Annotated in this window: 22 protein-coding genes; 18 read left to right on the top strand and 4 right to left on the bottom strand. The window is 72.4% G+C overall.

The features are described 5' to 3' along the window. Positions 1–140 precede the first annotated feature (140 nt). The 10 genes from NJ376_RS06260 to NJ376_RS06215 all read left to right on the top strand — a co-directional run bounded on the left by NJ376_RS06260 (position 141) and on the right by NJ376_RS06215 (position 9,513). Positions 141–1,277 (top strand): mandelate racemase/muconate lactonizing enzyme family protein, encoded by a 1,137-nt coding sequence (locus NJ376_RS06260; RefSeq protein ID WP_252952382.1) that lies wholly within the window; start codon positions 141–143, stop codon positions 1,275–1,277. Next, positions 1,274–2,245: an ABC transporter ATP-binding protein gene (locus tag NJ376_RS06255; protein ID WP_252952381.1), complete on the top strand. Its 972-nt coding sequence runs from the start codon at positions 1,274–1,276 to the stop codon at positions 2,243–2,245. The genes NJ376_RS06260 and NJ376_RS06255 overlap by 4 nt, the downstream gene beginning before the upstream one ends. Continuing rightward, complete coding sequence (locus NJ376_RS06250; protein WP_252952380.1) at positions 2,242–3,192, top strand: ABC transporter ATP-binding protein; 951 nt, start codon at positions 2,242–2,244, stop codon at positions 3,190–3,192. The genes NJ376_RS06255 and NJ376_RS06250 overlap by 4 nt, the downstream gene beginning before the upstream one ends. 168 nt (positions 3,193–3,360) lie before the next feature. Beyond that, on the top strand, positions 3,361–4,245 hold the full coding sequence (locus NJ376_RS06245; RefSeq protein ID WP_252952379.1) for an NAD-dependent epimerase/dehydratase family protein: 885 nt from the start codon (positions 3,361–3,363) through the stop codon (positions 4,243–4,245). After that, the gene (locus NJ376_RS06240) at positions 4,242–4,700 is read left to right on the top strand and encodes a RidA family protein (RefSeq protein WP_252952378.1); all 459 of its coding nucleotides are present in this window, start codon (positions 4,242–4,244) and stop codon (positions 4,698–4,700) included. The genes NJ376_RS06245 and NJ376_RS06240 overlap by 4 nt, the downstream gene beginning before the upstream one ends. Before the next feature lie 25 nt (positions 4,701–4,725). Then, positions 4,726–6,315 carry an ABC transporter substrate-binding protein gene (locus NJ376_RS06235; RefSeq protein ID WP_252952377.1) on the top strand — a complete coding sequence of 530 codons (1,590 nt, stop codon included), beginning with the start codon at positions 4,726–4,728 and terminating at the stop codon, positions 6,313–6,315. Positions 6,316–6,318: 3 nt separating this feature from the next. Next, positions 6,319–7,263 (top strand): ABC transporter permease, encoded by a 945-nt coding sequence (locus NJ376_RS06230; protein ID WP_256476181.1) that lies wholly within the window; start codon positions 6,319–6,321, stop codon positions 7,261–7,263. Then, the gene (locus NJ376_RS06225; protein ID WP_252952375.1) at positions 7,260–8,048 is read left to right on the top strand and encodes an ABC transporter permease; all 789 of its coding nucleotides are present in this window, start codon (positions 7,260–7,262) and stop codon (positions 8,046–8,048) included. The genes NJ376_RS06230 and NJ376_RS06225 overlap by 4 nt, the downstream gene beginning before the upstream one ends. Further along, a complete protein-coding gene (locus NJ376_RS06220) occupies positions 8,045–8,656 on the top strand; it encodes a cupin domain-containing protein (RefSeq protein WP_252952373.1) in 612 nt (203 codons plus the stop codon). Before NJ376_RS06225 ends, NJ376_RS06220 begins: the two co-directional genes overlap by 4 nt. Further along, positions 8,653–9,513: an alpha/beta hydrolase gene (locus NJ376_RS06215; RefSeq protein WP_252952372.1), complete on the top strand. Its 861-nt coding sequence runs from the start codon at positions 8,653–8,655 to the stop codon at positions 9,511–9,513. Before NJ376_RS06220 ends, NJ376_RS06215 begins: the two co-directional genes overlap by 4 nt. A gap of 22 nt (positions 9,514–9,535) precedes the next feature. Here NJ376_RS06215 and NJ376_RS06210 read toward each other — a convergent pair whose 3' ends face one another. Together NJ376_RS06210 and NJ376_RS06205 are read right to left on the bottom strand one after the other, a co-directional pair. Next, the gene (locus tag NJ376_RS06210; protein ID WP_252952371.1) at positions 9,536–9,721 is read right to left on the bottom strand and encodes a hypothetical protein; all 186 of its coding nucleotides are present in this window, start codon (positions 9,719–9,721) and stop codon (positions 9,536–9,538) included. A 127-nt stretch (positions 9,722–9,848) separates the two neighbouring features. Next, positions 9,849–11,465 carry an ABC transporter substrate-binding protein gene (locus NJ376_RS06205; RefSeq protein WP_252952370.1) on the bottom strand — a complete coding sequence of 539 codons (1,617 nt, stop codon included), beginning with the start codon at positions 11,463–11,465 and terminating at the stop codon, positions 9,849–9,851. A gap of 293 nt (positions 11,466–11,758) precedes the next feature. Between NJ376_RS06205 and NJ376_RS06200 the strand changes: the two genes are divergently transcribed. The 8 genes from NJ376_RS06200 (at position 11,759) to NJ376_RS06165 (ending at position 21,957) form a co-directional block, all read left to right on the top strand. Further along, positions 11,759–14,359 carry an EAL domain-containing protein gene (locus tag NJ376_RS06200; RefSeq protein ID WP_252952369.1) on the top strand — a complete coding sequence of 867 codons (2,601 nt, stop codon included), beginning with the start codon at positions 11,759–11,761 and terminating at the stop codon, positions 14,357–14,359. A 250-nt stretch (positions 14,360–14,609) separates the two neighbouring features. Continuing rightward, entirely contained in the window at positions 14,610–16,013 is a 1,404-nt protein-coding gene (gene thrC, locus NJ376_RS06195) for a threonine synthase (RefSeq protein ID WP_252952367.1), read from the top strand. Between the two features lie 32 nt (positions 16,014–16,045). Beyond that, complete coding sequence (locus NJ376_RS06190) at positions 16,046–16,519, top strand: DUF29 domain-containing protein (RefSeq protein WP_252952366.1); 474 nt, start codon at positions 16,046–16,048, stop codon at positions 16,517–16,519. Positions 16,520–16,577: 58 nt separating this feature from the next. Then, positions 16,578–17,843, top strand: a complete 1,266-nt coding sequence (locus tag NJ376_RS06185) for a M16 family metallopeptidase (RefSeq protein ID WP_252952365.1) — start codon at positions 16,578–16,580, stop codon at positions 17,841–17,843. 217 nt (positions 17,844–18,060) lie between these two features. Beyond that, on the top strand, positions 18,061–19,389 hold the full coding sequence (locus tag NJ376_RS06180; RefSeq protein WP_252952364.1) for a TldD/PmbA family protein: 1,329 nt from the start codon (positions 18,061–18,063) through the stop codon (positions 19,387–19,389). 341 nt (positions 19,390–19,730) lie between these two features. Continuing rightward, entirely contained in the window at positions 19,731–20,495 is a 765-nt protein-coding gene (locus NJ376_RS06175; RefSeq protein WP_252952363.1) for a hypothetical protein, read from the top strand. Next, the gene (locus NJ376_RS06170) at positions 20,492–21,319 is read left to right on the top strand and encodes a sulfite exporter TauE/SafE family protein (protein ID WP_252952362.1); all 828 of its coding nucleotides are present in this window, start codon (positions 20,492–20,494) and stop codon (positions 21,317–21,319) included. Before NJ376_RS06175 ends, NJ376_RS06170 begins: the two co-directional genes overlap by 4 nt. Then, positions 21,316–21,957 (top strand): LysE family transporter, encoded by a 642-nt coding sequence (locus tag NJ376_RS06165; RefSeq protein WP_252952361.1) that lies wholly within the window; start codon positions 21,316–21,318, stop codon positions 21,955–21,957. The genes NJ376_RS06170 and NJ376_RS06165 overlap by 4 nt, the downstream gene beginning before the upstream one ends. 153 nt (positions 21,958–22,110) lie before the next feature. Here the strand turns inward: NJ376_RS06165 and NJ376_RS06160 are convergent, their stop codons facing one another. Together NJ376_RS06160 and NJ376_RS06155 are read right to left on the bottom strand one after the other, a co-directional pair. After that, complete coding sequence (locus NJ376_RS06160; RefSeq protein WP_252952360.1) at positions 22,111–22,737, bottom strand: DUF4412 domain-containing protein; 627 nt, start codon at positions 22,735–22,737, stop codon at positions 22,111–22,113. Positions 22,738–22,742: 5 nt separating this feature from the next. Next, positions 22,743–24,444, bottom strand: a 1,702-nt coding sequence (locus NJ376_RS06155; protein ID WP_252952359.1) for a DNA translocase FtsK, incomplete at its 5' end; no start/stop codon positions are given.

The raw sequence follows: 24,444 nt of genomic DNA, 5'->3' as shown, positions 1-24,444 counted from the left end.
CGGGTGACGGCAAGGCGACGCGGCCAAGGCCGCGGCCATGGCCGGAACGGGCGGTGCCGGGCCGGAATTCAACGTTCCCGGCGGGTTGCCCGCGCCTCGGCCCTCCTCCATCATCCCGGCATCGGGAAGGGAAACGGGCCATGACGCGCATCCGGGACATCCAGTTGGTGCCGGTCGAATGCGCCGCCGCCATCCCCTACGGCTCCTCCCGCGGCCTGGTGCCGAAGCGCGGCGCCGGCCTGATCCGCCTGCTCACCGAGGACGGCATCGAGGGCATCGGCGAGGCCTGGGGCCCCGCCGGCGTCACCCGCGCCTATCTGGACCTGGTGAAGCCGCGCTTCATCGGCGCGGAGCTTTCGGCGCAGCGCGGCGTGGCGCAGCAATGCCTCGCCGGCCTCTACCATTTCGGCACGGCGAACGGCCTCATCGCCCTGCTCGGCGGCATCGACATCGCGGCGCATGACGCGCTGGGCAAGCGCTACGGCGTCTCGGTGGCGGAGCTGATCGGGGGGCGGCTGCGGGAGCGCATCCCGGTCTATGCCAGCGGCGGCTACTTCACCGCGGAGGACGACCAGGCCAAGGCCCTGGCGCGGCAGGTGGAGAGGGCCGCCGCCGCCGGACACCGTGCGCACAAGATCAAGATCGGCCGCAACGTGCAGCAGGATGCCGCGCGCTGCGCGCTTGCCCGCCGCATCATCGGCCCGGATGCCGTGCTGACGGTGGATGGCAACGGCAACTACACCGCCAGCGGCGCGCTGGAGAGCATGCGCCGCATCGCCGACCAGGACATCCACTGGTACGAGGAACCCGTCGCGCCGCAGGACTGGGCCGGCTATGCCGAGCTGCGCGACCGCGCCCCCATCCCCGTGGCGGCGGGGGAGGCGCATTACGCCCTGTTCGACCATCGCCGCCTGATCGATGGCCGCCTCGCCGCCGTGCTGCAACCGGACCTGACGCTCTGCGGCGGGTTCGAGGTGGGGCGCACCATCGGCACGCTGGTGATGGCGGAGCATCTGCGCCTCTCGCCGCATTGCTGGGGCAGCGGCGTCGGCCTGGCCGCCGCGCTGCACCTGCTGGCGGCGCAGCCGGCCTACCCCGCCGGCGACCATGTGCCGCACCCGGCCCTGCTGGAATACGACAGCGGCGACAACGCCCTGCGCGACGGCGTGCTGCGCGAGCCCCTGCGCTATGCCGATGGCATGCTGGAGGTGCCGAAGGGCCCCGGCCTCGGCATCACACTGGACGAGGCCGCGCTGCGCCGCTTCGCCCCGGCATGAGCGGGGCGGCGCCGCTGCTGGAGCTGCGCGCCCTTTCCGTCGGCTTCCGCGGCGGGGCCATCCAGGCGGTCGATGGCGTAGACCTGGCCATCGCCTCCGGCGAGACCCTAGCGGTGGTGGGCGAGAGCGGCAGCGGCAAATCCGTCACGGCGCTGGCCATCCTGCGCCTGTTCGGGCGGGAGGATGGCGTCGTCGCGCGCGGCCAGGTGCTGTTCCAGGGGGAGGATCTGCTGGCCCTGCCGGAAGCGGCGCTGCGCCAGCGGCGCGGTCGCGATATCGGCATCATCTTCCAGGATCCCGGCGCCAGCCTGAACCCGGTCTTCACCGTCGGCGAGCAGGTGGCGGAGGCGGTGCGCCGCCACCAGGGGCTGGCCACGAAACCCGCGCTGGCGCGCGCGCTGGAGCTGCTGCGGGAGGTTGGCCTCTCCGACCCCGAGGCGCGGCTGCGCAGCTACCCGCACCAATTGTCCGGCGGCATGCGGCAGCGGGTGATGATCGCCATCGCGCTGGCCTGCGCGCCGAAGCTGCTGATCGCGGATGAGCCGACCACGGCGCTGGACGTGACCATCCAGGCGCAGATCCTGAAGCTGCTGCAAGCGCTGCAGGCCCGCACCGGCATGGCGCTGCTATTCATCACCCATGACCTCGCGCTGGTGGCGGAGATCGCCGACCGCATCGCGGTGATGTATGCCGGCCAGGTGGTGGAAAGCGGCCGGGCGGCGGAGGTGCTGGCGCGGCCGCTGCACCCCTATACCCGGGCGCTGCTGGCCTGCCGGCCGCATCGCGGCCCCTCGGGCCGCGTGGAATTCGCCCCCATCCCTGGCGCGCCACCGCGCGGGCGCTTCCCGGAAGGCTGCCGTTTCGCCGCGCGCTGCGCCCTGGCCGCCGAAGGCTGCGCCGCGCCGCAGCCTTTGCTGGCGGTGGAGGACCGCGCCACGCGCTGCCATCGCTGGGGCTTGCTGGCATGAGCGCGCTGCTGGAGCTGGACGGCGTCTCCCGCCACTTCCCGCAGCCGCGGCGGGGCTTCGGCCGGCGCCCGGTGCTGCGGGCGGTGCAGGATGTCTCCCTGCAGGTCGCGCCGGGGGAGGTGGTGGGGCTGGTGGGCGAGAGCGGTTCCGGCAAATCCACTTTGGGCCGCGTCGCGCTGGGGCTGCTGCCCGCCACCGCCGGCCGGGTGCGCTTCGCCGGGCAGGATCTGGCGGCGCTGCGGCCGCGCGAGCTGCGCGCGCTGCGGCGGCAGATGCAGATGGTGTTCCAGGACCCCTTCGCCTCACTGAACCGCAGCCGCAGCATCGGCGGCGCGATCGCGGAGGTGCTGAAGCTGCACGGCCTGCCTCATGGAACGACGGAGGTGGCGGCGGCGCTGCAGCGGGTGGGGCTGGAGGCCAGCGATGCCACGCGCCGCCCGCGGCAGTTCAGCGGCGGCCAGCGCCAGCGCATTGCCATTGCCCGCGCACTGGCGGTGCAGCCGCGCTTCCTGGTGGCGGATGAGCCGGTCTCGGCGCTGGATGTCTCGGTCCAGGCCGGCATCCTGCGGCTGCTGCAGGAGCAGCGCGGGGCGCTCGGCCTCGCCATGCTCTTCATCTCCCACGATCTGACGGTGGTGGAGGCGATGGCGGACCGCGTCCTCGTCCTCTACCTGGGGCGGGTGATGGAAGCGGGACCGGCGGCGGCGATCTTCGCCGCACCGAGGCACCCCTACACCGCGGCGCTGCTGGCGGCGGCACCGGGCAGCTTCCGGGCGAAGCTGGACCTCCAGGGCGAGATCCCAAGCCCCGCCGCGCCGCCCAGCGGCTGCGTGTTCCGCACGCGCTGCCCCTTCGCGGTGGCGGAGTGCACCAGGGTCGTGCCGGTGCTGCGGAACGTCGAACAGAGGCACGCGAAGGCGTGTATTCGGGATGATCTGGCGCTGTAGTCGAGGGGGACGCCGTCCCCCTCGAACTCCCCCTGCCAAAGGCCGAAGGGCCTTTGGAAACCATGAGTTTGAGCGCGCCGGTTCAGCCTGCCGACTCAAGGGTTCCAAGGGCCTTTCAGCCCTTGGCGGAGGGAGCCCGAGGGAGGCAGCGTCTCCCTCGGCCCACCCATGATCCTCGTCACCGGTGCCGGCGGCTTCCTCGGCGCCGCCTGCGTGCGCCAGCTTCTGGGCGAGGGCCATAAGGTCCTGGCCCTGGACCCCTACCGCGGCGGTTTCGTCCCGCAAGGCGCCGCGCTGCTGGAGAGCGAGGCCGATCTGGCGACCGCCCGCCCCGACGCCATCCTCCACCTCGCCGCCTTCTCGGATGGCCCGGTTGGCCTCGCCCGCTCTGGCGAGGCGGCGCCGGAACGGGCGCTGGAGGTGAATCTGCTCGGCTTCCATCGCCTGCTGCGCCTGGCCGCCGAGGCCGGGGTACGGCGCGTGGTCTGGTCCAGCAGCACCGTCGCCATCGGCCCTGCCACCGGCCCGGACCGGGTGGCGGAGGAGGTGCCCTGCGCCCCCATCACCGCCTACGGCCTTTCCAAGCACCTGGCCGAGCAGGCCGCGCTCTATGTCCGCCGTCGCCACGGCCTCGACATCACCGGCGTGCGGCTGCCGCTGCTCTTCGGCCCGGGGCTTTGGTATGACGGCGCGGCCGGGCTGCTGGCCCGCATGGTCGCCGCCGCCGCGCCCGGCGCCGCGCCGGAATTCGCTGCGCCGGAGGATGCCTTCGATGCCGCGCATGTGGCGGATGCCGCGCGCCTCTTCGCCCTGCTGCTGGCGCGGCCCGGCCTCGCGCCGCTCTACCACCTCGCCGGCTTCACCACGCGCTGGGCGGAGATCGCGGCGACGCTGGCCGAGCTCGTGCCCGGCTACGCCCCGCGCCTGAACCCCACGCCCGCGCCCATCACCTGGCCGCTCGTCAGCCAGGCGCGGCTGGAACAGGATACCGGCTTCGCCTGCACTCACGACCTTCGCGCCACGCTGCGCGACCTGCTGGAGACAAGCGCATGAGCATCGCGCAACGCCTCGCCACGCTGGGCCTCACCCTGCCCGCGCCGCGCAAGCCGGCCTTCGGCTACGTCCCGGTGGCGGTGGAGAATGGCCTGGCCTGGGTCTCCGGGCAATTGCCGTGGGAGGGCGAGGGGCTGCTCGCCCAGGGCCAGCTCGGCGCCGGCATCGACGTGGACGCCGGCCGCGCCGTCGCGCGGTGCTGCCTGCTGAACGGCCTCGCCGTGCTGGAACAGGCGCTCGGCTCGCTGGACCGGGTGAAGCGCGTGGTGAAGGTGACGGGCTTCGTCAGCTCCGCCCCCGGCTTCTACGAACAGCCGGCGGTGGTGGACGGCGCCTCCACCCTGCTGGTGGAGATCTTCGGCGAGGCCGGGCGCCATGCCCGCTCCGCCGTCGGCGTCGCTTCCCTGCCGCGCAACGTGCCGGTGGAGATCGAATTCACCGCCGCCATCGGCTGACAACAAGAACACCGGGAGGAGCACCATGTCCGCCTTCGAGATGCCGCGCCGCGCAGCGCTGTCCCTGGCCCTTGCCGGGTTCGTCCTGCCGGCGGGCGCGCAGCAGGCGCCGGCGGACCCGCTGCTCTACGGTCCGACCGACCCGAAGGCGAAGCGCGGCGGCCGTGTCACCATCGGCAGCCTGGTGGAGCCGCCGGCGCTGGATCCCTTCCGCCAGGCCGCGGATGCCCGCATCCGCGTCTCCGTCCTCATGTATCAGGGCCTGTTCTTCGAGGACCAGACGGGCGTGGCCCGCCCGCTGCTGGCGGAAAGCGCCTCGCCCTCGGCGGATGGCAAGAGCTGGACCTTCCGCCTGCGCCGCGGCGTGAAATTCCACACCGGCGCCGCCATGACCTCGGCCGATGTGAAGTACAGCTACGACTTCATGCGCAACCCGGCGAATGGCTCGCCAGGGGCTGGCGACCTCTCCTCCGTCGCGGAGATCGAGGCGCCGGACGAGCACACCGTGGTGTTCAAACTCTCCCGCGCCAATGCCGCGCTGCCGATGACCCTGACGAACAAGTATGGCGCGGTGGTGCCGAAGGGCTTCCTGGACGAGGCGAATTCCGGCACGCGGATGAACGAGGTCTCGGTCGGCACCGGCCCCTTCAGGCTGAAGCAGTTCCGCCCTAACAGCACGCTAGTGCTGGAGCGCAACCGGGATTACTGGGAGCCGGGCCTACCCTATCTGGACGAGATCACCTTCGTCACCATGCCGAACAGCGCGGCCATGGTGGTGGGGCTGCAGTCGCGGCGCATCGACCTGGCGATGTTCTCCCGCCCGCAGGATACCCAGGCCCTGCAGAACGCCGCGGGGGTGGAGGTGCATCGCTGGCCCTCGCTCAACCAGAAATCCATCGACCTGGATTGCAAGTACGGCCCCCTCGCCGATGTGCGCGTGCGCCAGGCCATCGCACTTGGCATCGACAAGAAGACGGTGATGGATGCGTCCATCGCCGGCTACGGCACCGTCCTCGGCACCATGGTCGCCGGCATGCAGGAAGGCTGGGGCGTGCCGCTCGCGGAATTGGCCAACCAGAAGGTGGACCTGGAAAAGGCGCGCGCCCTGCTGCGCGATGCGGGGCACACCAACGGCCTCGACATCGATCTGACCACCATCATCGGCTATGACTGGATGGACCCGGCGGCGGTGACGATTGCCGAGCAGCTTCGCCGCATCGACATCCGCGTGACCATCAAGAAGGTCGAGCTTGGCGTCTGGATCCGGAATTTCCGCGCCAGGGAGATGGGCTTCACCTTCAATGACTGGGGCACCACGCCCGATCCCAGCCTGTTGTTCTACCGGCATTTCCGCGCCGCGCCGGAAGGCGCCGATTTCCGCAATTGGAACAACGCCCGCGCCAGCGCCCTGCTGGACCAGGGGCAGGAGACCGCGGACCCGACGCAGCGTCGCGCGATCTATGCCGAGTTCCAGAAGATCCTGGCGGAGGAGGTGCCGACCATCATGCTGTTCTCCGCCGATGTGCTGACCGCGAACCGCACGCGGCTGAAGAACTACGTCCAGCACGGCACCGGCTGGTATTTCGGCCTGGCCAAGGCCTGGGTGGAGGGCTGAGCCCTGGCGGCCTTCCTCGCGCAGCGGCTGGGGGCGGCCGCGGTGGCGGCGCTGCTCTCCAGCCTCGCGGTCTTCCTGCTGATGCGGGCGGTGCCGGGCGACATCGTCGGGCAGATGCTCGGCCAGGCCGGCGGCGACCGCGCGGCGGAGGCGGCGCTGCGCGGCTTCTTCGGCCTGGACCGGCCGCTCTGGCAGCAATTCCTCGAATGGATCACCGCCACCCTGCAGGGCGATCTGGGGCGGAGCTGGTACCAGGGCCGCCCGGTCGGCGCGATGGTGTGGGAGGCCTTCCTCGTCACCGCGGAACTCGCCCTGGCCACGCTGCTGCTGGCCACCCTCATCGGCGTGCCGCTCGGCGTGCTGGCCGGCATCCGGCAGGGCAGCCGGCTGGATGCGGCGATCCAGGCGGTGAACCTCGTCGGCCTTTCCGCGCCGGTGTTCTGGCTGGGGCTGATGCTGTTGGTCGGCGTCAGCCAGTTCCTCGACTGGTCACCGCCCTTCGCCTGGTCCGGCCCCACGGAGGATCTGGCCGACAATATCAGCATCCTGGTCCTGCCGGTGCTCTCGCTGACCGTCCTGCAAGCTGCGGCCTATGCGCAGTTCACCCGCGGGCTGATGGTGGAGGAGCTGGGCCGCGACTACATCCGCGCCGCCCGCGCCAAGGGCCTGGCCCCCGCCGCGCTCTACTTCAAGCACGCCCTGGCCAATGCGGCGATCCCGCTGGTCACCTTCATGGGGCTGATCCTGGTGCAGATCCTGGGCGGGGTGGTGGTGATCGAAAGCCTGTTCTCCCTGCCGGGGCTCGGCCGCCTGATCCTCTCCGCCATCCAGGGGCGGGACTATCCGGTGGTGCAGGGCGCCCTGTTCTTCGTGGTGGTCATTGCCGTGCTGGTGAACCTCACCGTGGATCTGCTCTACGGGCTGCTGGACCCGAGGCTGCGGCCATGACCGCCTGGCGGCTGGGCCTGTTGCTGGCCGCGTTCTTCGCGGTGCTGCTGCTGGCGCCCGGGCTGGTGGCGCCGCAATCGCCCTTCGATCTTGACCCGGCGCGCGCCCTGCAGCCGCCCTCCGCCGCGCACTGGTTCGGCACGGATGATGTGGGGCGGGATGTCTTCGCCCGCGTGGTGCACGGCACGCGCGTCACCCTCGGCCTCGTCACCTTCTCCCTGACGCTGGCGATGCTGGTGGGCGGCGGGCTCGGCGTGGTGGCGGGCTTCGCCGGCGGGTGGTTCGACCTGGCGGCAGGCCGGCTGACCGACATGGTGCAGACCTTCCCGCCCATCATCGCGGGGGTGATGATCACCGGCGTGCTCGGCCCCGGCGCGGCCAACCTCGTCCTCGCGCTCGCCGTCATCTATCTGCCGAATTTCTTCCGCCTCGGCCGCTCCGCCGCGCTTGCCGAGGCGCAGCTCACCTATGTGGAGGCCGCCCGCGCCGCCGGCTTCGCGGAGCCCGCCATCCTGCTGCGGCAGGTGCTGCCCAATGTGCTGCCGGTGCTGGTGCTGAACTTCGTCATCCTCTTTCCCCTCGCCCTGCAGATCGAGGCGGCGCTCGGCTTCCTTGGCCTTGGCGTGGTGCCACCGGCGCCGGATTGGGGCGCCATCCTGGAACAGGGGAAGAATTTCATCCTCGTCGCCTGGTGGATGTCGCTCTGGCCCGGGCTTTTCGTGCTGCTCTCGGCCCTGGCGATGACCTTGCTCGGCCGCGGCCTCAGGGAGAAGCTGGCGTCATGATGTGGCTTGCGGTGCATGAGGAGCATCTGGCGGGCGAGCGCGCCCTGCCGCCCGCCGCGGCGCATGGCCTCTATCTCCGCCGCGGCACGGTGGCGCTGGATGGCGCGGCGCTGGCGGAGGACAGCGCCACCGCCCGGCAGGGCGGCGGCAGCCTTGCCGGTGAGGGCGAGCTCTGGCGCTTCACCCTGACGCGCGAGGAACCGGCGCAGCGCCACGGCCTGGTCCTGGCCCATGCGCTGGCGCGCGACCCGGCGCTGCCCTTCGTGCTCCGCATGGATCGCGTCGATTTCCCGCCCGGTGCCGTCACGCCGAAGCATGGCCATGCCGGCCCCGGCATCCGCCGCCTGCTGCACGGGCTGCTGCTGGCGGAACTCGGCGAGGAGCGCCGCCGCATCGCCGCCGGCGAGGCCTGGTTCGAGCCGGGGCCGGAGCCGGTCATCGGCCGCGCCCTGGCCCCCGGCACCGCCTTCATCCGCTGCATGGCGCTGGATGCGGAGCTTCTCGGCCAGCCCAGCTTCCGCGCCTGGGATGCGGCGGAGGCCGCCAAGCCCCGCGGCGCGCAATCCCGTCCCTTCTTCGACCTGCTGCTGCAAGGCCTGCCCACATGAACGCCACGCCCTGGGACACGCTCTCGCCGGAAGAGGCGGAGCTGCAATACAACCCGCAGCGCAGCGCGCCGGACCACCAGGCGGTGGCTGCGCGCCGCGCCCCGGTGAACGAGGCGGCGCTGGCCACGCTCCGCCGCACCCCGGACATCGCCTTCGGCCCCGGCGCGCTGCACAAGCTGGATCTCTACCACCCGCAGGGCACCGGCCCCTTCCCGGTGCATGGCTTCCTCCACGGCGGCTATTGGCGGGCGCAGGACAAGCGCAATTTCGCCTTCACCGCGACGGAGCTGGTGAAGCGCGGCGTGCTGGTGGCGGTGCTGAATTACGATCTCTGCCCCGCCGTCACCCTGGACGGCACGGTGGCCTCGGCGCTCGCCGGCATCGAATGGCTGATCCGCCACGCTGCCGAGCATGGCGGCGACCCTGCGCGCCTCACCCTCTCCGGCCATTCCGCCGGGGCGCATCTGGTGGCGGCGGCGCTGGCGACGGATTGGGCTGCGCGCGGCCTGCCCGCCCAGCCCTTCCACGGCGCGCTGCTGATCAGCGGCATCTATAATCCCGCCCCGGCCATGCGGACCACGGTGAATGCCGAGATCCGCCTGACGGAGGCGATCGCCGCGCGGCACAATTATGCGGCGCAGGCCCCGCTCTGCCACTGCCCCGCCTGGGTGATGGCCGGCGGCGACGAACCCGTGCTGTGGCTGGAACAGAGCTTCGCCTATGCGCGCCACCTGCACCGGCACGGGAAGCGGCCCGGCGTGCTGGTGACGCCCGGCCACCACCATTTCGACATCCTGGACCAGTACGCGGCGCCGGAGAGCGATCTGCAGCTTGTGCTGCAACGCCTGGCCTGCTGAGGGGAGCGCGGCTCCCCTCACCCTACCAGGATTGCGGCGGCCGTTCCCGGTTCAGGTAGATCCGCCCATCCGTGGTGATGCCGCCGGACGGCGTCGCCCAATTCCCCACCGAGGTATCGGGCACGCCGGAATACCGGCCGCCGGGCTGGATGCCGCCCGGCCCGCAAGCGGCCAGGCCGAGCAGCAGCAGAAGCATTGCACATCGCATGGGGCATCTCCTCGCGCGGGATGGGGTCGCGCGCCCACCCCGCGCTCGTCGTTGTTCGGTCGTGTGATTCGCGGCTTCGGTGCAACCTCAGCCGATCACGCTCCGGCCCCCTGCATATGGACGAAGCCTACCGCATGTCCACTTTCGTCAGGTCGATGAACCAGCTCTGCGGGCTGGCGAAGCCCGCCACCCGGCGCGTCATCGCCCGCGGGTTCAGATCGTGCACGATCCAGAGCCAGGGCGGGTTGTCCACCAGCCGCTCATGCGCGCGGCGGGTCAGCGCGGCGATCCGCGCCGGATCGGTCTCGGTCTCCAGCGCCGCGAAGGCGGCGTCGAATTCCACATCCCGCCAATGTCCGGCGTTGGAGCCGGCCGGCGTCGCATTCGGCCCGTAGAACCAGCGCCCCATGGCGGAGGGATCGGAGGAATGCAGGCTGATGTTCAGCGCATCCGCCCCCAGCCAGGCCGGCTGGCCAGGCGTGGCGCGCAGCCCGCCGAGCAGCGTGTTCCACTCTACCACCTCGAAATTCACCCGCACGCCGCAATGCTGCTGGAGCTGCTGCTGCAGGAACTCGTTCATCGGCAGCGGCAGCATCTGGCCGGAGCCGCTGGTGGAGATGCCGACCTTGAGGGAGAGCGGCCGCTGCGCTGTGTAGCCCGCCTCCGCCAGCAGGGCGCGGCCGCGCGCCGCATCCAGCCGGTAGCGGTTCTGCGGGCTGCCGAAATTGGGGTCGGAGGGCTTGAGGAAGCCGATGGAGGGCTCTGCCGTGCCGTTCAGCAGCGCCACCATTTCGTCGCGGTCGAAGCAGTAATTCAGCGCCTGGCGCACGCGCTGGTCGGCCACCGGCCCGCCCTGCTGGCCGGCGGCGAAGACCCACGGCCAGATATGCGGATAGCTGCCGGTCACCACCTGGAAGCCGCCGCTTTTCAGGGAGGCGATGGCATCCGGTGGCGGCACCTCGATCCAGTCCACCTGGCCGGCGCGCAGCGCGGCGAGGCGCGTCGTCGCCTCCGGCATCGGGATCAGCACCACGCGGTCCAGCTTGGCCTTGTTGGCGGCGTCCCAGTACTGGTCGTTGCGGTTGAGCTCCACCTGCTGGCGGGGGACGAAGCGGGTGATGCGGAAGGGGCCGGTGCCGGCGGCGGGCAGGCCCGCCACCTTCCCCCAGTCGCGCCCCGCCTGCTCGAAACTCTGCGGCGAGGTGATGAGGATATAGGCGGTCAGGTAGGGCCAGTAGGAGACGGGGCGGATCGTCTCCATCTCCACCGTGAACTCGTCCAGCTTGCGGTAGCTGCCGAGCACCGGGATGCGGCCGCGGACGATGGCGCTGCCGGCGGCGTCGAATTGCGGGCTGTCATTCCTGAAGTAGCGGTCGAGGTTCCAGATCACCGCATCGGCGTTGAATTCCGTGCCGTCATGGAAGGTGATGCCGCGGCGCAGGTGGAAGCGCCATGTCTTCGGGTCCGCCGCATCCTGCTCCCAGCGCTCGGTCAGGCCGGGCCTGATGTCGGAGAGGCGCTGCGGGTCGGAATGGTCCCAGCCCACCAGCCCTTCGAAGACCGGGTAGCCGAGGAAGCGCATGCCCTCGAAGCCGTTGTTCGGCATCCCGGTGGTGGTCGGCACATCGGCCGCCGTCATGGCGATGCGCAACACCTTCTGCTGCGCGAAGGCGGGGGAGGCGAGGGGCGGCACGGCCGCCAGGAAGAGGGTGAGGGCGGCGGCTAGGCTTCGTACGGATCGCATCAGGCTGTCTGACTCCGGAGGCGCGGAATGCCGCCGGCGATGCAAGCCCCGTGCTAGAGCAGGCGGCCGGATAACGCGGCCGGAACCTGGGGAGTGGCGGCCGCATCCCGCGCCGCCGCGCCCTCTCCGCCTGTGGCAGGCCCATGACGGCACGCCGACATGGCCGCTCTCCGGCCGGGCGCCGTCGTGGCGAGTTCTTAACCGCTCCCGCCTAGGCTGACCGCCGGGAAGGAAGGAACTCGGCATCGGTGCATCGCCCGTCGCCCAGCTCAAGGCCGGTGCTCCCGGCCCGGATGGAATTCGCCGCTCACCCGCTGCGCGGCCGCCCGCTCGGGCTGCGCGCGCGGCTGATCCTCGCCTTCCTCGCCATGGCGCTGCTCGTCCTCCTCACCGGCGGCGCGGCCAGCATCTATGTCCAGCGCGGCCAGGACCGGCTCGGCCTGCTGGCGGAGATCGCGACGCCGCTGCGCAGCGAGAGCGCGGAGCTGCGGCTGACCGCCCAGCGCATGCAGGCCACGCTGATGGCGGCGCTGGCCGCCAGCGACACGACGGATGAGGAGCTGGACGCCCAGCTCGCCGCCTTCGAGGCGCTGCGCCGCAGCAGCGAGGCGGGGCTCGGCCGGATCGGCATCCTCGCCGCCCGCGCCGGCGTCGTCCTGCCGCTGGACCACGCGGCGGCGGCGACCGCCGAGGTGATCCGGCTGATGACGGAGATGGTCGCGGCGCATCGCCAGCGCCTGGCCGCCACGCAGAAGCGGCTGGAGCGGCAGCGGGAGTACCGCGCCCGGCTCGGCGAGCTCCGCAGCGCGGTGCAGCCCTATGTCGGGGACACCGCCCTGGCCATGGCCACCCTGCTCGGCCGGATGCGCGCCGCGGCGGAGGCCGGGACCTTCTCCCCGGCGGAGGAGCTGGCGCTGGCGGGGGCCATGTCCCGCGCCATCCACCCGGTGCTGCCGGCGATCGGGGCGATGATGGAAGCCCGCCTGGCGATCAACGCGCAGACGGACATGCTGCTCGGCCTGGCCGACCCGGTGGCGATGGCGGCCGAGACCAGGCAGCTCCTCGCCCTGCGGGCGCGGGCGGCGGCGGCGGTCGAGATCCTGCTCGCCCGGCTGGGCGCGGCGGAAGCCTATATGCCGCGCGACCCGGCGCGGGAGGCGCTGCTGCTCGAGGTGCTGGACGGCATGGACCGCGCCCTCTACGGCGCCGACGGCGTGCTCGCCTATCACCGCGTGGCGCTGGAGGCGGCGGCGGCGGTCGCCCGCGGGGAGCGGGCGCTGCGCCAGGCGGATGACCGGCTGGCGGACGCCCTCGCCAGCACCGCCACCCTGGCCGAGGAGCTGGAGGACCGGGCACGGGAGGCGGCGGAGGGCACGGCGCGCCAGGCGCGCTTCGCCCTGGCCGCCAGCGGGCTCGGCGGCGCGCTGCTGGCCGTGCTGCTCGGCGTGCTCTTCACCCGTCGCCTGCTGGGGCCGCTGACCCGGCTGGAGGAGGCGGTGCGCAACCTCTCCGAAGGCCGCCTCGGCGCCCGGCTGGAAGGCGCCGCGCGGCGCGACGAGGCGGAGGCGGTGGCGGCCAGCGTGCTGGACCGCGTCGCCCATCTGGCGACGCATGACGCGCTGACCGGCCTGCCCAACCGCGCCCTGTTCCGCGACCGGCTGGACCAGGCCCTGGCCCAGGCGCGGCGCCAGGGCACCACCCTTGTGGTCCACTGCATCGACCGCGACCGCTTCAAGGAGGTGAACGTCACGCTGGGCCACGCCGCCGGCGACCTGCTGCTGACCCAGGTCGCCACCCGCCTGCAGGCCTGCATCCGGGAGACGGACACCCTCGCCCGGCTCGGCGGCGACGAATTCGCCGTGGTGCAATGCGGCGCCATCCCGCCCGCCGAGGTGGAGGCGCTGGCACGGCGCATGGTGGAGGCGCTGGCCGAGCCCTTCGACCTCAACGGCCACCAGGCGATCATCGGCACCAGCATCGGCATCGCGCTGCGCCAGGGCGGGGAGGCGCTGGTGGACCCCGCCCTGCTGCTGCAGGAGGCCGATGTGGCGCTCTATCAGGCGAAGGATGCCGGCCGCGGCACCTGGTGCTTCTTCGAGACGGAGATGAATGCCCGGCTGCAGGCCCGCAAGGCGCTGGAGGCCGATCTCCGCCTCGCTTTGGCGGAGGGCCGGTTCAGCCTGCACTACCAGCCGCAATTCGACCTCGCCCATCGCCGCCTGGTGGGGGCGGAGGCGCTGCTGCGCTGGGACCACCCGGCGCGCGGCCCGCTGCTGCCCGAGCAATTCATGCCGCTGGCGGAGGAGACCGGGCTGATCGGCCCGATCGGCGCCTGGGTGCTGGGCGAGGCCTGCCGGCGCGCCGCCGCCTGGCCGGCGCTGCCGCGCATCGCGGTGAACGTCTCCCCGGGCCAGTTCCGCCGCGCCGGCTTCATCGCCATGGTGGAGCGCAGCCTGCGGGAGAGCGGGCTGGCGCCGGAGCGGCTGGAGCTGGAGGTGCCGGAAGCGCTGCTGATGTCCGATGCCGAGGCGACCCTGGCCGCCCTGACCCGGCTGCGGGCGCTCGGCGTCACCGTCGCGCTCGACGATTTCGGCACCGGCAATTCCAGCCTCGGCACGCTGCGCCGCTTCGCCTTCGACCGCATCAAGATCGACCGCTCCTTTATCCGCGGCCTGGGCACGGACCGGGACGCGACGGCCATCATCCGCGCCGTGCTGGGGATGAGCCGCGCGCTTGGCATCCGCACCCAGGCGGGCGGGGTGGAGGATGAGCGGCAGGCGGCGATGCTGGCCGGGGAGGGGTGCGAGGAGGTGCAGGGCTACCTCTATGGCCGGCCCGCGTCAGCGGAGGAATTCGCCGCCCTGCTGCCGCGGCTGGCGCCGGTGGCGGGGTAGGGGGCACCGGCCGAAAGCGTCGCGGTGCGCAGCCAGGCAGGGCGAGGAGGCGGTTGCCGGTGGCGGTGTCGCCGTCCCGGGCCGAACCGGCGCGCCTGAAACCCACATCAGGAAGCGACCCCCTTCCCGGCGGGGGTGCGGCGGGCAGGGCGCTCTGCCCGAGGTGGCAGCAGGGCCGGCAAGGGGCGGGGGCCACCATTCCCCGGTCGCCGATTTCACCCGCGGCCGATCTGGCCTATGGGTCCTCACCATGCGCTATCTCAGCACCCGCGGCGAGGCCGCGCCCCGCGGCTTCGAGGATGTCCTGCTCGCCGGCCTCGCCGAGGATGGCGGCCTCTTCCTGCCCGCCGCCTGGCCCACCCTCTCCCCGGCCGAATGGCGCGCCCTGCGCGGCCTGCCCTATGCGGAGCTCGCCGCCCGGCTGATCCACCCCTTCGTCGGGGAGGCGATGAGCCTTGCGACCCTCAGGGGCATGACGGAGGCGGCCTATTCCGGCTTCGGCCATCCCGCCGTGGCGCCGCTGGTCCAGCTCGACCACCGGTCCTTCGCGCTGGAGCTGTTCCACGGGCCTACCCTGGCCTTCAAGGACATGGCGATGCAGCTCCTCGGCCGGCTGTTCGACCATGTGCTGGCCAAGCGCGGGGAGCGGGTGACGATCGTCGGCGCCACCTCCGGCGACACCGGCTCGGCCGCCATCGAGGCCTGCCGCGACCGCGCGGCGATCGACATCGTCATCCTGCACCCGGAGGGCCGCACCAGCGAGGTGCAGCGCCGGCAGATGACCACGGTGCTGGCGCCGAACGTCGCCAACCTCGCCATCCAGGGCAGCTTCGACGACTGCCAGGATCTGGTGAAGGCGATGTTCAACGACGCGCCCTTCCGCCGGGAGATGCAGCTTTCGGCGGTGAACTCCATCAACTGGGCGCGGATCGCGGCGCAGATCCCCTATTATGCCGCCGCCGCCCTGGCGCTCGGCGCCCCGGACCGGCCGGTGGCCTTCAGCGTGCCGACCGGCAATTTCGGCAATGTGCTGGCGGCCTGGGCGGTGCGGCAGATGGGGCTGCCGGTGGAGCGGCTGATCATCGGCAGCAACCGCAACGACATCCTCCACCGCTTCCTGGCGGCGAACGACATGTCCATGCGCCCCGTGGAGCCCAGCCTCTCCCCCAGCATGGACATCCAGGTGAGCAGCAATTTCGAGCGCCTGCTGTTCGAGTTGCTGGGCCGCGACGGCGTCGCCACCCGCACCACCATGGAACGCTTCCGGGCCGAGGGCCGCATGTCGGTGCCGGACGCCGCCTGGCGCAAGGCGACCGGCCTGTTCCACGGCTTCACCCTGGACGATGCCGGGACCTTGGCCGAGATCCGCCGCCTCTGGGAGGGCGCGGGCTACCTCGCGGACCCGCACACCGCCATCGGCACCGCCGCTGCCCGGGCCCTGGCGCCGGCCGACCACGCCATTCCGGTGGTGGTGGCCGCCACCGCCCATCCGGCGAAATTCCCGGATGCGGTGGAACAGGCCACCGGCCGCCGCCCGCCCCTGCCGCCCCGCTTGGCCGATCTCTTTGAGCGGGAGGAGCGGTTCAGCGTCCTGCCCAACGACCTGGCCCAGGTGGAGGGCTTCGTTCGGGCGCATGCGCGGCGGAATGCCTGAGGCGCGGCGGGGTGTGCTAGGCTTGCCCTGCCATGCCCGATGACCTGTACCGGACCGACATCGTCACTTGGTCCCGCCAGCAGGCGGAGCGCCTCCGCCGGCACGTGGCCGGGGAGCGGGTGAACGACCTCGACTGGGAGCATGTGATCGAGGAGATCGAGGATTTGGGGCTCTCCGAGATCAATGCCGTCGCCTCGCTGCTGACCCAGGCCATGGTCCATGCGCTGAAGATCGCCCGCTGGCCGGACAGCGAGGCGGTGCCGCACTGGACCGCGGAGGCGGTGAATTTCCTTGCCCAGGCGCAGCGCCGCTATCGTCCCAGCATGGCCACCCGGATCGCGGCGGAGGAATGTTTCGATGATGCCCGCAGGGTGGTGCTGGCCACACCGGGCCAGGGGCCGGAGGCACCGATCCCGGCGGCAGCGGCGCTGGACCTGCCGGCCGTCATGGACCGCGGCGCCGACCTCCGCGCCCTGATCGAGACCCTGGGCCACGGCCCGGCCTGACCCCATATTACCATTCCGCGGCGCCCCCCGCCGCCCTCCCTTACGCACAAGGCCCTTCATGTCCGACGCCGTCCGCCTCACCCGCCTGCCCAATGGCCTCACCGTGGTCTCCGAGGTCATGCCGCGGGTCGAGACCGTTTCCTTCGGCGCCTATGTCGCCACCGGCACCCGTAACGAGACGGCGGCGGAGAACGGCGTCTCCCACTTCCTCGAGCACATGGCCTTCAAGGGCACCGAGAAGCGGGACGCCGCCGCCATCGCGCGGGAGATCGAGAATGTCGGCGGCCATCTCAACGCCTACACGGCGCGGGAGAACACCGCCTATTACTGCAAGGTGCTGAAGGAGGATCTGCCGCTCGCCGCCGACATCATCGGCGACATCCTCACCCATTCCACCTTCGCGCCGGAGGAGCTGGAGCGGGAGCGCGGCGTCATCCTGCAGGAGATCGGCCAGGCGAACGACACGCCGGACGACATCGTCTTCGATCATTTCCAGATGACCGCCTATCCCGACCAGCCCATGGGCCGCCCGACCCTCGGCACCGAGGACGTCATCCGCGAGATGAAGCGGGAGACGCTGGTGGAGTACATGCGCCACCACTATGGCCCGGAGCGCATGGTGGTGGCCGCCGCCGGCGCGCTGGACCATGACCGCCTGCTGGAGCTCGTCCAGACGCATTTCGCCGACCTGCCCACCGTCGCCCCCGCCCCGCCGGAGCCCGCCCGCTATGTCGGCGGCGAGTTCCGCGAGGAGCGGGACCTCGACCAGGTGCATATCGTCCTCGGCTTCCCGGCCACCGGCTACAAGGACCGGCTGCACTACCCCTCCCTCCTGCTCTCCACCCTGCTCGGCGGCGGCATGTCCTCCCGCCTCTTCCAGGAGATCCGGGAGAAGCGCGGCCTGGTCTATTCCATCTATTCCTTCGCCCATCCCTTCCGCGATGGCGGCCTTTTCGCCGTCTATGCCGGGACCGGGGAGACGGAGGCGGAGGAGCTGGTGCCGGTGACGCTGGAGGAGCTGCGCAAGGTGCAGCGGGATGTGACGCAGGAGGAGCTGGACCGCGCCAAGGCGCAGTTCCGTGCCTCTCTCCTCATGTCGCTGGAGAGCACCGGCAGCCGGACGGAGCAGCTGGCCCGGCAGATCCAGGTGCATGGCCGTGTCATCCCGGTGGAGGAGACCAAGGCGAAGATCGCCGCCGTCACCATCGCGGAGGTGCAGGAGGCCGCCGCCGCCGCCTTCCGCGCCGCGCCGACCCTGGCCGCCCTCGGCCCGGCCGGCAAGGTTCCCGGCCTGCCGCAGATCGCGGAGCGGCTGGCGGCCTGATCTCCCCACGACGTTGCTGCGCAACGCCGTGGGGACCCCGGACTCGCTCTCCCGGAGAGGCTTCGCACAGCCCGTCGCGGCGAAGCCGCGACGGGACAACGGGCGGCGCGGTTGCGGGTGCGGCGCCGGATGATCGAGGCGGCTTGGATCGGCGGCCGGTTGGGCTAAGGAAGCCTTGGGAGGCGCGGCGCCGCCTCCCGGCAGCACGGAGAGCCACATGTCCCATCTCGACACGCTCGAAGCCCTGGTCGCCGCCGCCCGCCGGGCGGGGGCGGATGCGGCGGATGCGCTGCTGGTCAGCAGCGCCTCCCTCTCCGTCTCCCGCCGCCTCGGCAAGATCGAGCAGCTCGAGCGCGCCGAGGGGTTCGACCTTGGCCTCCGGGTCTTCCTCGGCCAGCGCCAGGCCATCGTCTCCTCCACCGACCCCTCGCCCGCCGGCTTCGCCGCCCTGGCCGAGCGCGCCGTCGCCATGGCCAAGGTGGTGCCGGAGGATCCCTTCGCCGGCCTCGCCGAGACCCCCGATGGCCTGACCCAGCACGCCCTCGACCTCAGCGACCCCGCCGAGCCCAGCGCCGAGGAGCTCATCGCCCGCACCGCGGCGGCGGAGGACGCCGCCATGGCCATCCCCGGCGTGACCAACTCCGAAGGCGCGGACGCGCATTACGGCCGCACCCGGATCGCCCTCGTCACCTCCCGCGGCTTCGCCGGGGAGTATGAGCGCACCGGCCATTCCCTTTCCGCCACCGCCCTCGCCGGCCAGGGCACCGGCATGGAGCGCGACTACGACTACACCAGCGCCGTCCACCTGGCGGATCTCGAGGACGCCGCCACCATCGGCCGCCGCGCCGGGGAAAAGGCGGTGGCCCGGCTGAACCCGATCCGGCCGAAGACTGCGAAGCTGCCCGTGGTCTATGACCCGCGCGTCGCCTCCTCGCTGCTCGGCCACCTCGCCGGCGCCATCAACGGCGCGGCGGTCGCCCGCGGCACCTCCTTTCTCAGGGACCGGCTGGGCCAGCGCGTCATGGCCGCGGGGCTGACAGTGATCGACGATCCGACGCGCCGCCGCGGCCTGCGCAGCCGCCCCTTTGACGGCGAGGGCATGCAGGGCATCCGCCGCGCCCTGGTGGAGGATGGCGTGCTGACCACCTGGGTGCTGGACTGGCGCAGCGCCCGCCAGCTCGGCCTCGCCTCCACCGGCCATGCCAGCCGCGGCACCGGCGGCCCGCCCAGCCCCTCCACCACCAACCTCTACCTCGCCGCCGGCAGCCTCACCCCAGCGGCGCTGATGGCCGATATCCGCGAAGGCCTCTACGTGACCGAGCTGATCGGCAGCGGCGTGAACGGCGTCACCGGCGACTACAGCCGCGGCGCCGCCGGCTTCATGATCCGCGACGGCGCCCTGGCGGAGCCGGTGAGCGAGATCACCATCGCCGGCAACTTGAAGGACATGCTGCTCAACCTGACCCCGGCGGACGACCTGGAATTCCGCCGCGGCACGGACAGCCCGACCGTCCGGGTGGAGGGGCTGACCCTGGCCGGGGCCTAGTGTCCTGCCCGCGAAGTTCGCCGGACCCCCCGGCGAACTTCGCGGTCGAGCAGGCCACTGAAAACAAGGCCAATGTCCCGATTCTGACATCCGCAGGAAGCCAGAATCGGGACACCAGAGCATTTCCAAGCCGGGCGGAATCGCTTGGCGGCTCGGAAGTGCGGAAAAACAAAGGATCATGGCGGTGGCACGCTGGCACGGTCAGCGTGCCACCGCCCTGCACCAGGCCGGTCCCAGCATGATTTTTGATACGACTGCGACTCTAGTAACGGCAATCACATCCTCTCCGGCATTGCCTGCCTAGAACCGGTTCCCGGCCGGAACGGCGGAGGATGGGCGCGATGCAGGGGGGAAGGAATCGCGGACCGGCGGGTGCGCTCGCCCTGTTGTTCGGCCTTGGCGCGGCCATCCTGGCCGCCACGGCCTGGGCGGAGCCCGTGCCGGACGGCCTCGGCAGCTCGGAAATGCTGCTTCCGGCGGAAGGGCTGGTCGGGCTGCTCTCCCTGCCCCCCTGGCCCGGCCAGGGCCTACCGGCCGTGCTGGTGCTGCATGACGCCCTCGGCCCGGATGCCCGCAGCAGCGCCTATATCGACCAGCTCCTCGGCGCCCGCATCGCCGTGCTGGACCTGCTGACGGAAGCCCCTGGGGAGGCGGCGCGGGATGCCGCGCTGGCCGCCATCGCCCTGGATGGCCGCATCGATGCCGGCCGGCTCGGCGTGCTCGGCTTCGGCGCCGGCGCGGCCGCGGCCCTGACCGCGCCGGTCATGGCGCGGGCGCTGCTCTATCCCGGCTGCGCCAGCCTGCCGCACCCGGCCGCCCTGGCCGGCGCCGTGCTGCTGGCGCATGGCGGCGCGGACCCGGCCAACCCCGCGGCCGCCTGCCGCCGCCTGGCCGCGGCGCTGGAAGGCGCCGGGGCCCGGGTCCGCCGGCTTGACTATGCCCAGGCCTCCTATGGCTGGGACCGCCCGCCCTCCATGCCGGGCGAGATCGTCCTGCTGCCGGCGCCGGGCCTGGCCGAGCGGGTCGCGGCCCGCCCCTGGCCCGCTCTGACCACCCTGGCGGCCGCCCAGGTTGCCGGCTTCTTCGCCCTGGCGCTGCGGCCATGACCGGCGCGCTCCTCGGCCCCGGCCGCCGGGCACCGTTGCTGGCGATGTTCGCCCTGCTCCTGGCGACGCTGCCCGTCCTCTGGCCGCCCTCCGCGGCCGCGCTGCCGGCGGCGGCGGTGCTGTTCTCCTCTGCCGTCTCGGCGGTGGGCGGCTTCGCCTTCTCCGCCCTCAGCGGCCCGCTGCTGACCGTGGCGGGGGTGGAGCCGGTGACGGCGGTGCGGCTGATGCTGGTGGCGAGCATCGGCGGGCAGCTCCTCGGCCTCTGGCTGCTGCGGCGGGAGATCGCCCTGCCGCCCCTGCTGCCCTTCCTGGCCGGCGGGCTGGCGACGCTGCCGCTCGGCCAGGCCCTGCTGCTGCACCTGCCGCCCGGCCGCTATCAGGCGGCGCTGGGTGCCGTGCTGCTGCTCTACGGCGCCTGGATGCTGCTGCGGCCGCCGCAACCCCTGGCGCTGGGGCCACGCGCCGCCTGGCTGGGAGATCTACTGGCAGGGGCGCTGGGCGGGCTGACCGGCGGGCTGGCCGCCTTCCCCGGCGCCGCGGTGGTGCCCTGGTGCGGGCTGCGCGGCTGGTCCAAGCAGCGGCAGCGGGCGGTGTTCCAGCCCTATATCCTGGTCATGCAACTCGCCGGGCTGGCGCTGCTGGGGCTGCACGCCCCGGCCGGCCAGGCCCTGCCCTGGTCGGCCTTCGGGGTGTTGCCGCCGGCCCTGCTCGGCACCTCCTTCGGCATCGGCCTGTTCGGCCGGCTCTCCGACCGGCGCTTCTTCGTCATCGTCCACCTGCTGCTGCTCGCCTCCGGCCTGGCCCTGTTGGGCTTCGGCCGATGAACGGGCAGGGCTGTCCGGTCCCGGCGCAGGACCTCGCCCCGCTGATCGGCTTCCTGGCCAGTTATCTGCTGCTGCTGCTGACGCCGGGGCCGAACATGCTGGCGGTGGGCAGCCTGGCCGCGGCGCGGGGCCTGCGCGGCGCGCTGCCGCTCTGCCTCGGCATCGCGCTCGGCGCCGGCACCCTGGCGACGCTGCTGCTGGTGGCGACGGAGGCCCTGGCGCGGCAGGCCAACAGCCTGGCGCCGCTGCGGCTGGTAGGCGCCGCCGCGTTGCTGGCGCTGGCGCTGCGCCTCGCCCGCGGCCGCCGCCTGCCGCAGGCCGAGCTGCCGCCGCCATCCCGCCTCGGCAGCCTGATGGCTGGTTATTGCGTGGCCATCGGCAACCCGCTGACGGCGAGCTTCTTCGCCGCGCAGTTCCTGGGCATGACGGCGCTCCCGGGCAGCCCGGCGCCGAAGCCGGCGCTGGTGGTGACGGCGATGGCGACCGCCTTCGCGGCCAACGTCATCCTGGCCGCGCTGCTTTCCGGCACCCGGGCCCGCCGGCTGGCGGCGAGCTGGGCGGCACGGGTGCGGCTGGTGGCGGCCTTCGGCCTGACGGCGGCGGCGGCGGCGATGGCCTGGGACGTGATGTGGGAGTGAAAGCGGGGGTGCCGCCCCGCATCCCGGCCGGGCGGAATCCGCCGGGGGGCGCCCGCCCCGAAGCCCTGGCAATGGCCCATCCCTGGCGGGGGCATTGCTGCCCAGGGGCAGCGCCGCGGTCCTGCTGCGCCCCCCGCGGCGCGGGCGGCCGCCCTACCGCGCCGGGCGGCTGGTCGGGGGGGCGCCCATGCCGCCCGGCATCTGCCCCGGCATCTGCATCGCCTGGTAGCCCTGGGGCAGGCGGAACCGCGCCGGGTCCTGCGCGGCGTAGGTCACCTGAGTCGCCTCCACTCCGCCCGCATGGCCCTGGTAGCTGCCTTGGCTGCGCAGCATCACCCCGTCATCGGTGATGCAGCCCTCGCCGCGGTTGCCGCCATCCTCATAGCGCCAATTGGTGCAGCGCACCCCGGCCACCGTCGCGGTGCCGAGGCGGGTGAAGCGCGCCGAGGCCGGCGGGCTGGTGGGAATGATCTGCCCCTGCGGCCCGTGCAGCGGCATCTCCATCACCATGCGCTGCGCCTCCATCACCATGAACATCTTCTGCGCGGTCTCGTCCACCAGGGACCAGCCCATGCCGCCCGGCATGTCCACCCGCAGCTTCTGCTCGGCCACCAGCCAGCTCATCCGCAGCTCCTGCCCCGCCGCCTGGCCGCCCGTGGCGCGGTAGGTGACGCTGACATCGCGCTTCGGCTTGAAGACCGGGCGGTCCTGCGCCGCGGCAGGCAGGACGGGCCCGGCGCCGAGCGCCAGGGCCAGAACGGGGGCAAGGCGGGCTTTCACGGCGTTCAATCCTCCTCGGTCCGGCGCGCCAGCACTTCCCGCTTGCCCACATGGTTCGCGGGGCCGACCACGCCTTCCTTCTCCATCTGCTCGATGAGCTTGGCGGCGCGGTTGTAGCCGATGTTGAGGTGCCGCTGGATGAAGCTGGTGCTCGCCTTGCCCTCCCGCGTCACCAGCGCCACCGCCTGGTCGAACAGCCCCTTCTCGCCATCCGAGGCGCCGGCGATGCCGGAGAGGGAGAGACCCTCGCCGCCGCCATCCAGCTCCTCCTCCGCCTCCGTCACCTCCTCGACATAGGCCGGCTCGCCCTGCTCCCGCAGGTACTCCACCACCTTCTCCACCTCGGCATCCGAGACGAAGGGACCGTGGACGCGGGAGACGCGCCCGCCGCCGGCCATGTGCAGCATGTCGCCCTGGCCGAGGAGCTGCTCGGCGCCCATTTCGCCGAGGATGGTGCGGCTGTCGATCTTGGACGTCACCTGGAAGGAGATGCGCGTCGGGAAATTCGCCTTGATGGTGCCGGTGATGACATCGACCGAAGGCCGCTGCGTCGCCATGATGACATGGATGCCGGCGGCGCGCGCCATCTGCGCCAGCCGCTGCACCGCCGCCTCGATCTCCTTGCCGGCGACGATCATCAGGTCGGCCATCTCGTCGATGACGACGACGATCATCGGCAGGGGGGCGAGGGCGAGCGGCTGCTCCTCGAAGACCGGCTTGCCCGTCTCCGGGTCGAAGCCGGTCTGCACCTTGCGGGTCAGCACCTCGCCGCGCCGCGCCGCCTCCACCACCTTGTCGTTGTAGCCGCCGATATTGCGGACGCCGAGCTGGGACATGGCGCGGTAGCGCCGCTCCATCTCCCTGACCGTCCATTTCAGCGCGCCGATCGCCTTGGGCGGCTCCGTCACCACCGGCGCCAGCAGATGCGGGATGCGGTCATAGACCGACAGCTCCAGCATCTTCGGGTCGATCATGATGAAGCGGCACTCCTCCGGGCTGAAGCGCCAGAGGAGCGACAGGATCATGGTGTTGATGGCGACCGACTTGCCCGAGCCGGTGGTGCCCGCGATCAGCAGATGCGGCATGCGGGCGAGGTCGGCGATGACCGGATTGCCGCCGATATCCTTCCCCAGCGCCAGCGGCAGCTTGCCCGGATGCCGCGCCCAATCCTCCGAGCCCATCATTTCGGAGAAATAGACCGTCTCCCGCTTGGCGTTCGGCAGCTCGATGCCGATGACGTTGCGGCCGGGGACGGTGGCGATGCGCACGGCGGTGACGTGCATGTTGCGGGCGATGTCGTCGGCGAGGCCGATGACGCGGGCGGATTTGGTGCCCGGTGCCGGCTCCAGCTCATAGAGCGTGACGACCGGGCCGGGGTTGATGGCGGCGATGCGGCCGCGCACCCCGTAATCCTCCAGCACCTGCTCCAGCAGCCTTGCGTTGGCCTGCAACGCCTCCTCGCTCGGCCGGCCGACGCGCTTGGCCGGCGGCTCGGCGAGCAGGGAGAGGGGCGGCAGGCGCCAGGGCTCGTCGGCGAGGTCGAGGCGTTCCTGCCGCGTCGCCTCCGCCCGCTTGGCCGGCGGGGGCGGGGCGGCGATCTTCGGCCGGGCCACGGGGCGGGGCTCCTCCGCCGGCGTGGCCTCGGGCTCCGGCGCGAGGCGGGGGGCGAGGCGCGGGCGGGGCGGGGCCTCGGCCTTCGCATCCGCG

Source organism: Siccirubricoccus soli (genome assembly GCF_024178315.1).
Lineage (GTDB): Bacteria > Pseudomonadota > Alphaproteobacteria > Acetobacterales > Acetobacteraceae > Siccirubricoccus > Siccirubricoccus soli.
This window is presented reverse-complemented; position numbering and strand designations above follow the sequence as displayed.